This is a genomic window from Tabrizicola caldifontis, from assembly GCF_004762095.1.
Taxonomy (GTDB): domain Bacteria; phylum Pseudomonadota; class Alphaproteobacteria; order Rhodobacterales; family Rhodobacteraceae; genus Tabrizicola; species Tabrizicola caldifontis.
In genome coordinates this window covers 53,943-69,085 of the sequence record NZ_SIJH01000012.1, presented here as the reverse complement: position 1 = coordinate 69,085, position 15,143 = coordinate 53,943, and the positions used below count along the sequence as shown (strand labels likewise).

Here is a 15,143-nt window from a genome sequence, read left to right as displayed (position 1 = left end):
GACCCATGAAGATTCTCTGCCTTGGCGGCGGTCCTGCCGGTCTCTACTTCGCGATCTCGATGAAGCTGCGCAATCCGGCGCATCAGATCACCGTGCTGGAGCGCAACCGCGCCAACGATACCTTTGGTTGGGGCGTCGTGCTTTCGGATGATGCGCTTGGGCGGATGACGAAGAACGACCCCGTCTCGGCCCAGGCGATCCGCGACCACTTTGCCTACTGGGACGATATCGCCGTGGTCCATAACGGGGTTCGCACCGTGTCTGGCGGGCACGGGTTTGCGGGCATCGGCCGCAAGCAGATGCTGATCCTGTTGCAGGCCCGGGCGCGGGAACTGGGGGTCGAGATGCGCTTCGAGACCGAGTTCAAGTCGGCCGAGGACTACCGTCACGACTACGATCTTGTCGTCGCGTCTGACGGGATCAATTCGGCTGTGCGCAAGGAATATGCGGACGTGTTCCAGCCCGACATCGACATGCGCCTGTGCAAGTTCGTCTGGCTTGGGACACATCAGAAGTTCGACGACGCCTTTACCTTCATTTTCGAGAAGACCGAACACGGCTGGGTCTGGGCCCATGCCTACCAGTTCGACGCGAACACTGCGACATTCATTGTGGAATGCACTCAGCAGACCTGGGACCGCTGGGGCTTTGCCGGCATGTCGAAGGAAGAAACGGTCGAAACCTGCCGCAGGATCTTCGAGCGTCACCTTGGCGGGCATGAGCTGATCTCGAACGCAGCCCACCTGCGCGGATCGGCGGTCTGGATGAACTTCCCCCGGGTGATCTGCGGGAAATGGTATCACCAGAATGTCGTGCTGATGGGCGACGCGGCGGCGACGGGGCATTTCTCGATCGGCTCGGGCACGCGGTTGGCCTTCGACAGCGCGATCGCCCTGGCCGAATACCTGCACAGCGAGCCCACGATGGAGGCCGCATTCCAGCGCTATCAGGACGAACGCCGGGTCGAGGTGCTGCGCCTGCAATCGGCCGCGCGCAACAGCCTGGAATGGTTCGAGCAGGTGGAACGCTACCTCGACCTGCCGCCGGAACAGTTCGCCTATTCGCTGCTGACCCGCAGCCAGCGGATCAGCCACGAGAACCTGCGCCTGCGCGACCCCGAATGGCTGGCTGGGGTCGAAGACTGGTTCCAGGAACAGGCGGGCGGACGGAAGGGACGCAAGCCGATGTTCGCGCCCTTCCGGCTGCGGAACATGGAACTGAAGAACCGTGTCGTTGTCTCGCCGATGGCGCAGTACAAGGCGGTGGATGGCTGCCCGACCGACTGGCATCTGGTGCATTACGGCGAACGCGCCAAGGGCGGCGCAGGACTGGTCTATACCGAAATGACCTGCACCAGCGCGCAGGGCCGCATCACCCCCGGCTGCCCCGGCCTTTACGCCCCCGAACACGAGGTTGCCTGGAAGCGGATCGTCGATTTCGTCCATGCCGAAACCACGGCAAAGATCTGCTGCCAGATCGGCCACGCGGGCCGCAAGGCAAGCACCCAGGTCGGCTGGGAGGATGGCGATGCGCCCTTGCCCTCGGGAAACTGGGAAATCATTGCCCCCTCGCCGATCCCTTGGTCACCACGGAATGCCATCCCGCGCGAGATGACCAGGGCCGACATGGAGGCAGTTACCGCGGAATTCGTCGCAGCCACCGAAATGGCGAAACGCGTGGGCTTCGACATGGTCGAACTGCACGCGGCGCACGGCTATCTTGTGTCGTCCTTCATCAGCCCGCTGTCGAACCGCCGGACCGACGCCTATGGCGGATCGCTGGAGAACAGGATGCGCTGGCCCCTGGAGGTGCTGCGGGCCATGCGCGCGGCGTGGGGCGAGGAGAAGCCGCTTTCGGTCCGTATCAGCGCAACCGACTGGGTGGGCGACCATGGCGTGACCCCGGAAGAGGCGGTGCAGATCGCAAGGATGTTCGCCGCAGCCGGCGCCGACATCATCGACGTTTCCGCCGGCCAGACCTCGACCGAGGCGCGGCCGGTCTATGGCCGGATGTTCCAGACGCCCTTCAGCGACCGCATCCGCAACGAGGCGGGCCTTGCCACCATGGCCGTGGGCAACATCACCGAGACCGACCATGTGAACTCGATCCTTCTGGCGGGTCGGGCCGATCTGGTCTGCCTTGCCCGGCCGCATCTGGCCAATCCCTACTGGACGCTGCATGCATCCGTTGCCATGCAGGATCAGGCCACCGACTGGCCGCTGCCGTATCTTGCGGGGCGCGACCAGATGCGGCGGCTGGCGCAAAAGGCAACCGAGGTGATCCGGGCATGACCATTGCAAGGCGGCGGGTACTGGTGACAGGCGGGGGCTCCGGGGCAGGGGCCGACCTTGCGCTGGGTTTTGCCCGGGCCGGTGCGGCAGAGGTCGTGATATGCGGTCGCCGGGTCTCTGCCCTGGAGGCCACCGCCGCGCAGCATCCCGCAATCCGCGCGCTGCCCTGCGACGTGACGGACGAGGCCTCGGTTCAGGCGCTGTATGCGCAGGCGGGGCGGGTGGACATCGTCATCGCCAACGCCGGGCAGGCCGATTCTGCGCCGTTTGTCCGCACCACGCTGGACCAGTGGAACCGGATGCTGGCGGTGAACCTGACCGGCGTGTTCCTGACCTTTCGCGAAGGTCTGCGGCAGTTCGACGGCTGGGGGCGGCTGGTCGCCGTAGCCTCGACCGCGAGCCTGAAGGGCTATGCCAAGATTGCACCCTATGCGGCAGCCAAGCACGGGGTGATGGGCCTGGTCCGGTCTCTTGCGCTGGAGGTCGCCCGCAGACCGGTCACGGTGAACGCTATCTGCCCGGGGTTTCTGGACACCGAGATGACGGAGAACTCGATCCGCGTCATCAGCGAAAAGACTGGCCGCAGCCTGGCCGAGGCCCGCGCCGCGCTGGAGGCGCTCAGTCCGCAGAACCGCCTTTACCGCCCCGACGAGGTGACCGCCGCCGCGCTGTTCCTGTGCGGGCCGGGCAGCGACGGGATCAACGGGCAGTCGATCACCATTGCAGGGGGTGAGGTATGAGCGACCCCCTGTCCAAGCGCCGCCTGAAGATGTGGATTCGCCTGCTGGGTGTCACCCGCGCCGCCGAGGGCGAGTTGCGCGAATTCCTGCGCGTGCGGCACGACACGACGCTGCCGCGTTTCGACGTGATGGCCGCGCTCTACCGTCGCCGCGAAGGCGTGACGATGAGCGAACTCAGCCGCATGTTGCTGGTTTCAAACGGCAATGCGACCACGGTGGTTGACCGGCTGGAGAAGGACGGCCTTGTTCGCCGCACGCCGTCGGAAACCGACCGCCGCACGGTGCATGTCGCACTGACGCCCGAGGGGCTGGCGCAGTTCGAGGGGCTGGCGGCAGAACACGAGGCCGAGGTCTCGCGCCTGTTCGCGGGCCTGTCCGAGGCGGACCTGGACAGCCTCACTGACATTCTCAAACGCATGCGAGGTGCGTGATGATCGAACTTGCCGGGCTGAAGCCCGCCCATTTCCTGTGGGAGGTCCGCGACCGGATCGCCACCATCCGTCTGAACCGGCCCGAGCGGAAGAACCCGCTGACTTTCGAAAGCTATGCCGAGCTGCGCGACACCTTCCGCGCGCTGGTCCATGCAACCGATGTTGATGTGGTTGTGCTGGGCCCGAACGGGGGCAACTTCTGTTCCGGCGGCGATGTGCATGACATCATCGGCCCGCTGGTCGGCATGGACATGAAGGGCCTTCTCGCCTTCACCCGGATGACCGGCGATCTGGTCAAGGCGATGATCGGCTGCGGCAAGCCCGTGATCGCGGCGGTGGACGGGGTCTGCGTCGGCGCGGGGGCGATCATGGCCATGGCATCCGACCTGCGGCTGGCAACCCCTGGTGCGAAATGCGCCTTCCTGTTCACACGGGTCGGCCTTGCCGGCTGCGACATGGGCGCCTGCGCCATGCTGCCCCGGATCATCGGGCAGGGGCGGGCGGCGGAACTTCTGTATACCGGGCGCGTCATGCGGGCCGAGGAAGGCGAGCGCTGGGGGTTCTGGAACGCGCTCCATGCGCCCGAGGCGCTGGAAGAGGCGGCGATGACGCTGGCCCGGCAACTGGCGGCGGGGCCTACCTTCGCGCATGGGATCACCAAGACCCAGCTGAACCAGGAGTGGAACATGGGGCTGGACCAGGCGATCGAGGCCGAGGCGCAGGCGCAGGCGATCTGCATGCAGACGAAGGACTTCGAACGGGCCTATCGGGCCTTTGTCGCCCGGGAACAGCCGGTGTTTCAGGGTGACTGAGCGAGGAGCGGGGGTTTCACACCCCCGCACCCCCGTGGGATATTTGGGAACGGAAGAATGAGCGATCGCAGCTTTCTTGACTGGCCGTTCTTCGAGTCTCGCCACCGCGACCTTGCGGCGCGGCTGGAGGACTGGTGCGCCGGATATCTGCCGGTGGATCATGGCGATGTGGATGCGGCCTGCCGGGCGCTGGTGGTGGCCCTCGGGCAGGGGGGGTGGCTGCGCCATTCCGGGGCGGGAGAGGGCGAGCGGCTCGACGTGCGCACGCTGTGCCTGATCCGGGAGACGCTGGCGCGGCACGACGGGCTGGCCGATTTCGCCTTTGCGATGCAGGGGCTGGGAATGGGGGCGGTCAGCCTGTTCGGTACGCCGTCGCAGCGCGCGTGGCTGGAGCAGACGCGGGAGGGGCGGGCTATTTCCGGCTTTGCGCTGACCGAGCCCGGTTCGGGCTCGGACGTGGCCGCAACGGCGACCACCGCAACGCGGGTTCAGGGCGGCTGGCTGATCGAGGGAGAAAAGACCTGGATCTCGAACGGCGGGATCGCCGATGTCTATGTGCTGTTCGCCCGCACCGGCGAGGCACCGGGCGCGCGCGGCCTGTCGGCCTTCCTCATGCCCGTCGATACGCCCGGCCTTGAGGTGGTGGAGCGACTGGAGGTGATCGCCCCGCATCCGCTGGCCACGCTGCGGATGCGGGGCATGGTCCTGCCGGAAGACGCGCTGATCGGCGCGCCGGGAGAGGGGTTCAAGCTGGCCATGTCGGTCCTGGACGTGTTCCGCCCGACCGTGGGCGCGGCGGCGTTGGGCTTTGCCCGCCGCGCGCTGGACGAGGCGCTGGCGCGCGTCAGGGCGCGGCGCATCCAGGGGCAGGCGCTGGCCGAGCTGCAGATGGTACAGGGCCATCTTGCCGACATGGCGCTGAAGATCGACGCGGCCGCGCTTCTGGTCTATCGCGCGGCCTGGGTGAAGGACATGGGCGCGGCCCGCGTCACGCGCGAGGCGGCGATGGCGAAGCTTTACGCCACCGAGGCCGCGCAGGAAGTGATCGACATGGCCGTGCAGCTGCATGGCGGCGATGGGGTCCGATATGGCTCGGTCGTCGAAAGCCTGTATCGCGAGATCCGGGCGCTGCGCATCTACGAGGGCGCCTCGGACGTGCAGCGCGTCGTCATCGCCCGCAGCGTGCTGGCATGACCTACCGTCGCCAGATCCGCATCGAGTTCAACCATTGCGACCCGGCCGGGATCGTCTTCTACCCGCGCTATTTCGAGATGACCAACTCGGTCATGGAGAACTTCTTCCGCGAGGTGGTCGGCTATTCCTACCACGCGATGATGGCCGACGGCATCGGCGTGCCGACCGCCCGGGTGGAAACCGATTTCAAGGCGCCCTCGCGGCTGGGCGAGGTGCTGGACTGGACGCTGGATGCGGAACGGCTGGGCGCCTCTTCTGCCACCTTTCGGCTGGAGGCCCGCTGCGCCGGGCAGCATCGTCTGACTGCCCGGCTGACCCTGGTCTGGCTTGGCCCCGACCACCGCCCCGGCCGCTGGCCGGACGCCATCCGCACCACCCTTGCCGCCCATCTGGAGGACGCATGACCCAGAGCCCCCACCAGTTCCTGCATCCCGCGCACTGGAAACCCGCCATCGGCTATTCCAACGGCGTCGCCGCCACCGGTCGGATGGTGTTTACCGGCGGCATCATCGGCTGGAACGCGGACCAGGTCTTCGAGACCGACGATTTCGCGGGCCAGGTGGAACAGGCGCTGAAAAGCATCGTCGAGGTGCTGGCCTGCGCCGGGGCGGGGCCGGAACACCTTGTCCGGCTGACCTGGTATGTCACCGACAAGCGGGAATACCTGGCCAACCTGAAAGAGCTTGGGCGCATATACAAGTCGGTGATCGGGCGGCATTACCCGGCCATGGCGCTGGTGCAGGTTGTGGCGCTGGTCGAGGACAGGGCGAAGGTGGAGATCGAGGCCACCGCCGTGATCCCTTGATCGGCGGTATTTCGAACTTGAAATTCATCGGCCAGCGGTTAGCCTGCTGACCATCAACCCCCGGGGTGCCATGCTGAAGCCCGCGCCACAGAGGAACGTACAGACCCGGCGCGAGGCTCGTGCCTTGCCGGTGGTCTGCCGCCATGCGGGCTGGGTCGCGGTCTGGCGCAAGATGGGGATGCTGTCGGTTCTATCCCGGAAGGGTGCCGCCCGCGTCTGAAACTTTCTTCAGCGACCGAGGCAACCCATGACCTACAACCCTTCCACCGACGGCGCGGAAACCGATTTCCGGCGGCGCATGTCCTATGGCGACTATCTAGGGATCGACCAGATCCTGACCGCGCAGCATCCGCTGTCGCCCGCGCATGACGAGATGCTGTTCATCATCCAGCACCAGACCTCGGAACTCTGGATGAAGCTGGCGCTTTACGAAATGGACGCGGCCCGCCGCGCCATTGCCGCCGACCGCATGGCCGAGGCGTCGAAGATGCTGGCCCGCATTGCCCGGATCTTCGAACAGCTCAATTCCGCCTGGGACGTGCTGCGCACGATGACGCCCTCGGAATATACGCGCTTCCGCGACGATCTGGGGCAAAGCTCGGGCTTCCAGTCCTGGCAATACCGGCTGATTGAATATGCGGTGGGCAACCGGAACGCGGCGATGCTGAAGCCCCATGCGCACCGGCCCGACATCCTGGAGAAGCTGGAGGCGGAACTCGCTCGCCCCACGCTGTACGACGAGGTGCTGCGGCGGCTGGCGCGCTTGGGCCTGCCGGTCCCGGCGCATGTCCTGACCCGGGATGTCCGCCAGCCCTGGGAGGCTGATCCGCAAGTGACCGCCCTATGGGAGATCGTCTATCGCGACCCCGCCGCCCATTGGGAAGCCTACGAGATGGCCGAGAAGCTGGTGGATTTCGAGGATTACTTCCGCCGCTGGCGCTTCAATCACGTCACCACGGTCGAACGGGTGATCGGCTTCAAGCGTGGCACGGGTGGGACGGCGGGCATCAGCTATCTGCGGCGGATGCTGGAGGTCGAACTGTTCCCGGAGCTTTGGCGCGTCCGCACGGCGCTGTGAACAGGGCCGGGGCGACCCGGCGACAAGGGAGGACGACATGCTTGGACCTTCGGGGCACACGGACGGCTTTACCCGCGACCGGCTGCCGCCGGCCGACCAGTGGCCCGATCTGCTTCTGAACGGGTTTTCCTATCCCGACTGGCTGAATGCGGCGGTCGAACTGACCGACCGCATGGTGGAGCGCGGCTTCGGCGACCATGTGGCGCTGATCGGCAACGGCCGTCAGCGGACCTACAAGGAACTGACCGACTGGACCAACCGCATCGCCCATGCGCTGGTCAGCGACTACGGCGTGAAGCCGGGCAACCGGGTGCTGATCAGGTCGGCCAACAACCCGGCGATGGTCGCCTGCTGGCTCGCGGCGACTAAGGCCGGGGCGGTTGTCGTCAACACCATGCCGATGCTGCGTGCGGGTGAACTGTCGGCCATAGTGGACAAGGCGGAAATCGCGCTTGCGCTTTGCGACACGCGGCTGATGGAGGAGTTGGTCTCTTGCGCCAAGACCTCGCGGTTCCTGAAGACCGTGGTGGGCTTGGACGGCACGGCGAACCATGACGCGGAACTTGACCGCGCCGCCCTGTCGAAACCTGTCCGCTTCACGCCGCCGCCCACGGGGCGCGACGACGTGGCGCTTCTGGGTTTCACCAGCGGCACAACGGGCGAGCCCAAGGCGACGATGCATTTCCACCGCGATCTTCTGATCATTGCAGACGGTTATGCAAAGGAAGTGCTGGGTGTCACGCCCGAGGATGTGTTTGTGGGCAGCCCTCCCCTTGCCTTTACCTTCGGCCTTGGCGGTCTTGCGATCTTTCCCCTGCGCTTCGGGGCAGCGGCGGCACTTCTGGAACAGGCCAGCCCCGCCAACATGGTCGAGATCATCCAGACCCATCGTGCCACGGTCTGTTTCACCGCCCCAACCGCCTATCGCGCGATGCTGAAGGCGATGGAGGACGGTGCCGATCTGTCGTCGTTGCGCGCCGCCGTCAGTGCGGGCGAGACCCTGCCCGCGCCGGTCTATGAGGAATGGATGCCCCGAACCGGCAAGCCGATGCTGGACGGGATCGGGGCGACCGAGATGCTGCACATCTTCATCACCAACCGTTTCGACGATCACCGCCCTGCCTGCACCGGCCGCCCGGTAACCGGCTATCAGGCACGAATCGTCGGCCCCGACATGGCAGAACTGCCAAGTGGAGAGGTCGGGCGACTGGCCGTGCGCGGCCCCACCGGATGCCGCTACATGGCCGACGCGCGGCAGGCCAAGTATGTGCAGGACGGCTGGAACCTGACCGGCGACAGCTTCTGGCAGGACGACGAGGGCCGCTTCCACTTTGCCGCCCGATCGGACGACATGATCGTCAGCGCCGGCTACAACATCGCCGGGCCAGAGGTGGAGGCGGCGCTGCTGTCGCATCCCCAGGTCGCGGAATGCGCGGTGATCGGCGCCCCGGATGAGGAAAGAGGCATGATTGTCGAGGCGCATGTCGTGCTTGCGCCGGGCGCTACGGGCGACGCGCTGATGGTCAAGCTGTTGCAGGACCATGTGAAGAAGGTCATCGCGCCCTACAAGTATCCTCGCCGCGTGGTCTTTGCCGACGCCCTGCCCAAGACCCAGACTGGAAAGATCCAGCGCTTCCGGCTGCGGCAGGGGGCGGCAGGCTGATTGCGCGGTTCCCTGCCTGGCGGGCTTCACCCGGCAAGGGGCCGCGTCTAAGGTGCGCTCCCCTGACCGAAGAGGAATCCCATGAGCCTGACCCGCATCCCCAGCCTGATCGCCGCCGAGATCGGGGCCACGCCCCAGCAGGTGACCGCGGCAATCGAGCTTCTGGATGGCGGCGCCACGGTCCCCTTCGTCGCGCGCTACCGCAAGGAGGTGACGGGGGGCCTCGACGACAGCCAGCTGCGCCGGCTGGAGGAACGGCTGGGCTATCTGCGCGAGCTCGAGGCGCGGCGGGCGGCGATTGCCGAGTCCATTACCGGGCAAGGCAAGATGACCGACGACCTGGCGCGCGCGATTGCCGGGGCGGCGACCAAGGCCGAGCTTGAGGACATCTACCTGCCTTACAAGCCCAAGCGCCGCACCAAGGCGATGATCGCGCGCGAGGCCGGCTTGCAGGGTCTGCTGGACGCTATCCTCGCCGACCGCGCCGCTGATCCGGTGGCGCTGGCCTCTGGCTTCCTTTCGGAAGGCTTTCCCGACGCCAAGTCGGCGCTGGAAGGTGCGCGCGACATCCTGGCGGAAGGCCTGGCCGAGGATGCGGGGCTGCTTGGCCGGCTGCGCGACCACATGCGCAAGGTGGGCAAGCTTTCGGCGAAGGTCGTGCCGGGGAAAGAGGCCGCGGGTACGAAGTTCGCCGATTACTTCGCCCATTCCGAGGACTTCTCGCGCGTGCCCAGCCACCGTGCGCTGGCCATGTTCCGCGGCCGCAACGAAGAGGTTCTGACGCTGGACCTTGATGTGGATGCCGACAGCCCGCGCGGCGAAAGCCCGGCGGAACGGGCCTGCGGTGCTGCGGTGGGGGCCGGTGGCAACGGGCCGGGGGACCGCTGGCTGCGCGAGGCGGCCGCGTGGGCCTGGCGGGTGAAGATCCGCACCTCGCTGACGCTGGACCTGATGGCCGAGTTGCGCGAGGCGGCCGAGGCCGAGGCGATCCGGGTTTTCGCGCGCAACCTGAAGGACTTGCTGCTGGCGGCCCCGGCCGGGGGCAAGGCGACGATGGGCCTCGACCCCGGCATCCGCACCGGTGTCAAGGTCGCGGTGGTCGATGCCACCGGCAAGCTGGTGGCGACCGACACGATCTACCCCTTCCAGCCGAAGCTCGACGTGAAGGGCGCGCAGATGACGCTTGCCCGGCTGATCGGCGCGCATGGCGTCAAACTCATCGCCATCGGCAACGGCACTGCCAGCCGCGAGACGGAAAAGCTGGTGGCGGACCTTCTGGCGCTGCTGCCCGCGGGTGCGGAGAAGCCGGTCAAGGTGGTGGTCTCGGAGGCCGGGGCCTCGGTCTATTCCGCTTCGGAACTGGCTGCGCGCGAGTTCCCCGACTTGGACGTGTCCCTGCGCGGCGCGGTCTCGATTGCCCGGCGCCTGCAGGACCCGCTGGCCGAACTGGTGAAGATCGAACCCAAGGCGATCGGCGTCGGCCAATATCAGCACGACGTGGACCAGCACCGGCTGGCGAAGGTGCTGGATGCGGTGGTCGAGGACGCGGTGAACGCGGTGGGGGTGGACCTCAACACCGCCTCTGCCCCCCTTCTGGCGCGGGTTTCTGGCGTCGGACCGGGCCTGGCCGAGGCCATCGTCGCGCACCGCGACCAGAACGGACCCTTCGCGACGCGGAAGGATCTGCTCAAGGTGCCGCGGCTCGGGCCGAAGGCCTTCGAACAGGCGGCAGGCTTCCTACGGATCCGTGACGGGGCCGAGCCGCTGGATGCCTCCTCTGTCCATCCGGAAGCCTATGACGTGGCCCGGAAGATCGTCGCCGCCTGCGGGCGCGACATCCGCAGCCTTATGGGCGACGGCGCGGCGCTGAAGCGGCTGAACCCGGCGGACTTCGTGGACGACCGCTTCGGCCTGCCGACGGTGAAGGACATCCTGGCCGAACTGGAAAAGCCGGGCCGCGACCCCCGGCCCAGTTTCAGGACGGCGACCTTCAGCGAAGGGGTGAACGAGATCACCGACCTCAAACCCGGCATGGTGCTGGAAGGCACCGTCACCAACGTCGCGGCCTTCGGCGCCTTCGTGGACATCGGTGTGCATCAGGACGGCCTTGTCCATGTCAGCCAGTTGTCCGACAGCTTCGTGAAGGATCCCCATGCCGTGGTGAAGGCGGGCGATGTGGTGCGCGTCCGGGTGGTCGAGGTCGATGTGCCGCGCAAGCGGATCGGCCTGTCGATGAAGTCGGACGGCGGCGCCTCGGCCCGCGACCAGTCGCGCGAGCGCGGCCCGGCCCCAGGCAAACCCGCGCGGGGGCCGATGCAGGCCGGGCCGCAGGGCGGGGGCAACGCCTTTGCCGAGGCGCTGAAGGGCAAGTTCGGCCGCTAGGCCTCGGCCGGCTCGGGCAGCGTGACCAGCCGGTCCCATAGCGCGCGCATCTGGTCGGGCGCCTCGGGCAGGGCGAAGGTCCGGGTCAGGACCTGGCGGAAATCCTCGTAGCCCTCGATCCGGCGCGCGCTGTCGCCCTGGGTCAGGCGCAGGTTCATCAGCCCGGCCCGCGCGCCATCTGCGATGCGGAACAGCATCAGGTTGGCCGGGAAGGGCGAGCGGTCCGACAGGGCGCAGATCCGGTTGGCGGCCTCGATCTCGCCCTTGGCCGGGGGCTGGCGGTCGAAGCCGTAAAGCGCGAACCAGCCGGAGTCGGTCTCGCGTTCCAGCACCCATTCGCCCGAGCCGGGCTCGGGCCGCAGCCGGAAGGCGCCAAGCGCGGTTTCCACCCGTTCGGCCCGGTGCAGCCGCAGGGGTTGGTCGGGACCGGGGCCGCCAAAACCGGTGTCGGCCAGATAATCCGCCCCGTCCAGCCGCACGAGCCAGGCCAGATGCGCCCGCGGCCCGTCGACCGGGGCACCCATGCGCACCCGGCCGAGGATCGGCTGCGCCGTGTAGCCCAGCGCCGCCAGTGCCGCGCCGAACAGCGCGTTGAGTTCCAGGCAGTAGCCGCCGCGACGGTCGAGCACCAGCTTCCGCCACAGCGCATCCGGCGCAAGGTCGGGCAGGCGGCCGAGGAAGGGGTCGGTGTTCTCGAAGGGAATGGCGGCCATTTGCGCGCGTTGCAGGGCGGCCAGGGCGGCAAGGCCCGGGGCCGCGGCGCGGTGGCCGATGCGGGAGAGATAGGCGTCAAGGTCGAACATGTCGGGCTCCGTGGATTGGACGGCGGCGGGATGCCGGATCGACGGTCAAGGGTCCATCCGCGATAGTGCAGGGGTCCATCCGTTTTCGCATGGCTTGGCCGCGATGTCCGACCCCGACTGGAACCAGGCGCGCTGGGTGCTGGCGGTGCACGAAGCCGGCAGCCTCTCGGCGGCGGCGCGGGTGTTGGGGGTCAGCCAGTCCACCATGTCGCGCCGGATCGCGGCGGTTGAGGCCGGGGGGCGGCCGGTGTTCGGCCCCGACGGTGGCCTCACCCCGCGCGGCGCGGCGCTGGTGGCCGCCGCCCGCCAGATGGCCCGCGCCTTCGCCCGGACCGAGGCGCTGCCCGCGCCCTTGCGGATCGCCAGTTGCGAGGTGACGGCGCGGCTGTTCCTGGCCGATGCCCTGCCGGAATGGTCCGCAGCGCAGGGCCAGCCGGCAGACCATTCGGTGCATGACGATCTCTTCACCCTGCCGCGGTCGAGCTATGACGTCCTTGTCTCGCCCTTCGAGACCCCGCCCGAAGGCACGGCGGGAGAGCGGATCGGCCAGCTCGACTGTGCGCTGTTCGCCGCGCCGGACTATCTTCGCCGGCACCCGGTGGTCGGGACCCTGGCCGGGCATCGGGTGATCGTCGCCTCGGGCTCGCTGGCGCGGGTGCCGGTCTATGCCTGGCTTGCCGCGCAGGGCGGGACGGTGGCGCTGATGTCCTCAAGCCCGCTGGCGATGCTGGAGGCCTGCGCGCGCGGGCAGGGGGTGGCGCTTTTGCCGGAAAGGCTGGCGGACGGGCGGGTGCAGCGGCTGGATCTGCCGGTGCCCGAGGCGACGCCGGTCTGGCTGCTGGCCGACCGGGACGAGGCGACCCATCCGCGCATCGCCCCGTTCCTGCGCTGGGCAAGGGCCCATTTCCGCAAGGCGCGGCAGTTGGCCTGAGCGGGTCGTCCCTGCCGGTCAGGCCGCCGCGCCGCCGACCGTCAGGCCCTGGATCAGCAGCGTCGGCTGGCCCACGCCCACCGGCACCCATTGCCCGGCCTTGCCGCAGTTGCCGATGCCGGGATCGAGCTGCAGGTCGTTGCCGATGGCGCGGATGCCCTTCAGGGCGGTGGCCCCGTCGCCGATCAGCGTCGCGCCCTTCACCGCCTCGCCCACCACGCCGTTCCTGACCCGGTAGGCCTCGGTGCAGCTGAACACGAACTTGCCGGAGGTGATGTCCACCTGCCCGCCGCCGAAGCCCACGGCGTAGATGCCGTCCTTCAGGCTTGCGAGGATGCCGGCCGGGTCGTCCTTGCCGGCCAGCATGTAGGTGTTCGTCATCCGCGGCATCGGGATATGCGCGAAGCTTTCGCGCCGGCCGTTGCCGGTGGGGGCCACCCCCATCAGCCGCGCATTCTGCCGGTCCTGCATGTAGCCCACCAGCACCCCGTCCTCGATCAGCACGTTCCTGCCCGAGGGCGTGCCTTCGTCGTCGATGGTGATCGAGCCGCGGCGGTCCGGGATTGTTCCGTCATCCAGGACAGTCACGCCCTTCGAGGCGATCTGTTTCCCCATCAGTCCGGCAAAGGCCGAGGTTTCCTTGCGGTTGAAGTCGCCCTCCAGCCCGTGGCCGATGGCCTCGTGCAGAAGGATCCCCGGCCAGCCAGGGCCGAGCACCACGTCCATCACGCCAGCGGGTGCCTCGACGGCGCCAAGGTTGACACGGGCGATGCGCAGGGCCTCCTCGATCATCGGCTTCCAGGTGTCGGGCGACATCAGTTGCGCCAGCCCGTGCCGCCCGCCCTTGCCCATGCCGCCGGTCTCGCGCCGGCCGTTTTCTTCCAGGATGACGCTGACGTTCAGCCGCGCCATCGGGCGGATGTCGGCCAGCCGGGTGCCCTCGGGGCGCAGGATCTCCACCTCTTGCAGGCTGGCGGACAGGGTGGCCGAGACCTGCACCACCCGCGGGTCAAGGCTGCGGGCGTGGGCGTCGATTTCGCGCAGAAGGTCAATCTTCACCGGGAAGGTCGCATCGGCCATCGGGTCGTCGGCGCGGTAAAGCTGCGTGTTGGTGCCGCGCGGCGGCTCGGCCAGCGTGCCACCGCCGGCACCCACCGCCAGCCTGGCCGTCTCGGCAGCGCGGCGCAGCGCGGTTTCGCTGATCTCGGTCGAATGGGCGTAGCCCGCGACCTCGCCACGGACCGCGCGCAAGCCGAAGCCCTGGCTCGCGTCATAGGTGGCCTGCCTGATGCGCCCATCGTCCAGCACGATCGCCTCGGCTCGGCGGCGTTCCAGAAACAGCTCGCCATCGTCGGCCCCGGCGGTCGCCTCGCGCAGGATGGCCAGCGCAGCGGCCTCGTCCAGGTGGGTGTCGAAAGGTCGGAAGGGAGCGTCGTTCATGGCGGCCTCGTCGGATGCAGGCGTCAGAGATGGGCCGGGCAGCAGGCAGGGTCAAGGCGGGAACAGCCCGTCCAGAAAATCGGCGCCGGCCGTCCAGGTGGCAGGTTCGGACAGGGCCTCGTGCCCCACAGGGCCCAACGAAAGGAAGGTCTTCGGTTCGCGTGCAAGCCGGAACAGCGCGCGGCCGTGCAGGTAGGAGATGACTTTATCCCGTTCCCCGTGCAGGACAAGCAGCGGTGCATCGATGGCGGCCATGAGGTCGCGGCTGCGGAACCGGTCGCGCATCAGCAGCTGCACCGGTGCCCAGGGGTAGAACTCGGCTGCAAGATCGACCGCGGCGGTGAAAGGTGACTCCAGCACCACGGCGCCGACCGGAGCCCGTGCAGCCAGTTGCACGGCAACGGCCGCACCAAGGGATTCGCCCACCAGCGCAATCCGTTGCGGGGGAATGCCCCGTGCGGCCACGAATTCATGGGCGGCTCTGGCATCACTGATCAGCCCCGCCTCACTCGGCCGCCCGGTCGAGCCGCCATAGCCGCGGTATGACAGGAAGGCTGCCCCGTAACCACGCCC

General features: G+C 68.1%; 14 protein-coding genes. 11 read left to right on the top strand and 3 right to left on the bottom strand.

Annotated features, from left to right (window positions below; genetic code table 11):
* Window positions 1–5 precede the first annotated feature (5 nt).
* The 10 genes from EYB42_RS11510 (at window position 6) to EYB42_RS11465 (ending at window position 11,396) form a co-directional block, all read left to right on the top strand.
* Window positions 6–2,291, top strand: a complete 2,286-nt coding sequence (locus tag EYB42_RS11510; protein WP_135450259.1) for a bifunctional salicylyl-CoA 5-hydroxylase/oxidoreductase — start codon at window positions 6–8, stop codon at window positions 2,289–2,291.
* Window positions 2,288–3,031 (top strand): SDR family NAD(P)-dependent oxidoreductase, encoded by a 744-nt coding sequence (locus EYB42_RS11505; RefSeq protein ID WP_135450258.1) that lies wholly within the window; start codon window positions 2,288–2,290, stop codon window positions 3,029–3,031. Before EYB42_RS11510 ends, EYB42_RS11505 begins: the two co-directional genes overlap by 4 nt.
* Entirely contained in the window at window positions 3,028–3,462 is a 435-nt protein-coding gene (locus EYB42_RS11500) for a MarR family winged helix-turn-helix transcriptional regulator (RefSeq protein WP_135450257.1), read from the top strand. Before EYB42_RS11505 ends, EYB42_RS11500 begins: the two co-directional genes overlap by 4 nt.
* Window positions 3,462–4,274 (top strand): enoyl-CoA hydratase family protein, encoded by an 813-nt coding sequence (locus tag EYB42_RS11495; RefSeq protein WP_135450256.1) that lies wholly within the window; start codon window positions 3,462–3,464, stop codon window positions 4,272–4,274. Before EYB42_RS11500 ends, EYB42_RS11495 begins: the two co-directional genes overlap by 1 nt.
* Before the next feature lie 57 nt (window positions 4,275–4,331).
* A complete protein-coding gene (locus EYB42_RS11490; protein WP_135450255.1) occupies window positions 4,332–5,468 on the top strand; it encodes an acyl-CoA dehydrogenase family protein in 1,137 nt (378 codons plus the stop codon).
* Complete coding sequence (locus tag EYB42_RS11485; protein WP_135450254.1) at window positions 5,465–5,872, top strand: acyl-CoA thioesterase; 408 nt, start codon at window positions 5,465–5,467, stop codon at window positions 5,870–5,872. The genes EYB42_RS11490 and EYB42_RS11485 overlap by 4 nt, the downstream gene beginning before the upstream one ends.
* Complete coding sequence (locus EYB42_RS11480; RefSeq protein WP_135450253.1) at window positions 5,869–6,273, top strand: RidA family protein; 405 nt, start codon at window positions 5,869–5,871, stop codon at window positions 6,271–6,273. Before EYB42_RS11485 ends, EYB42_RS11480 begins: the two co-directional genes overlap by 4 nt.
* A 247-nt stretch (window positions 6,274–6,520) precedes the next feature.
* The gene (gene kynA / locus EYB42_RS11475; protein WP_135450252.1) at window positions 6,521–7,351 is read left to right on the top strand and encodes a tryptophan 2,3-dioxygenase; all 831 of its coding nucleotides are present in this window, start codon (window positions 6,521–6,523) and stop codon (window positions 7,349–7,351) included.
* A gap of 37 nt (window positions 7,352–7,388) precedes the next feature.
* Window positions 7,389–9,014: an AMP-binding protein gene (locus EYB42_RS11470; protein WP_135450251.1), complete on the top strand. Its 1,626-nt coding sequence runs from the start codon at window positions 7,389–7,391 to the stop codon at window positions 9,012–9,014.
* Window positions 9,015–9,095: 81 nt separating this feature from the next.
* On the top strand, window positions 9,096–11,396 hold the full coding sequence (locus tag EYB42_RS11465; RefSeq protein ID WP_135450250.1) for a Tex family protein: 2,301 nt from the start codon (window positions 9,096–9,098) through the stop codon (window positions 11,394–11,396).
* Here the strand turns inward: EYB42_RS11465 and EYB42_RS11460 are convergent.
* Window positions 11,393–12,199, bottom strand: coding sequence for an arylamine N-acetyltransferase family protein (locus tag EYB42_RS11460; protein WP_135450249.1), 807 nt, complete (start codon window positions 12,197–12,199; stop codon window positions 11,393–11,395). The two genes, EYB42_RS11465 and EYB42_RS11460, sit on opposite strands and share 4 nt — an antisense overlap.
* 103 nt (window positions 12,200–12,302) lie before the next feature.
* On the opposite strand from EYB42_RS11460, the gene EYB42_RS11455 reads away from it, so the two are divergent.
* On the top strand, window positions 12,303–13,130 hold the full coding sequence (locus tag EYB42_RS11455) for a LysR family transcriptional regulator (protein WP_167851004.1): 828 nt from the start codon (window positions 12,303–12,305) through the stop codon (window positions 13,128–13,130).
* An 18-nt stretch (window positions 13,131–13,148) separates the two neighbouring features.
* Here EYB42_RS11455 and tldD read toward each other — a convergent pair whose 3' ends face one another.
* Window positions 13,149–14,570 carry a metalloprotease TldD gene (gene tldD / locus EYB42_RS11450; RefSeq protein ID WP_135450247.1) on the bottom strand — a complete coding sequence of 474 codons (1,422 nt, stop codon included), beginning with the start codon at window positions 14,568–14,570 and terminating at the stop codon, window positions 13,149–13,151.
* 51 nt (window positions 14,571–14,621) lie between these two features.
* Window positions 14,622–15,119, bottom strand: coding sequence for an alpha/beta hydrolase (locus EYB42_RS11445; RefSeq protein ID WP_135450246.1), 498 nt, complete (start codon window positions 15,117–15,119; stop codon window positions 14,622–14,624).
* Window positions 15,120–15,143: the final 24 nt, after the last annotated feature.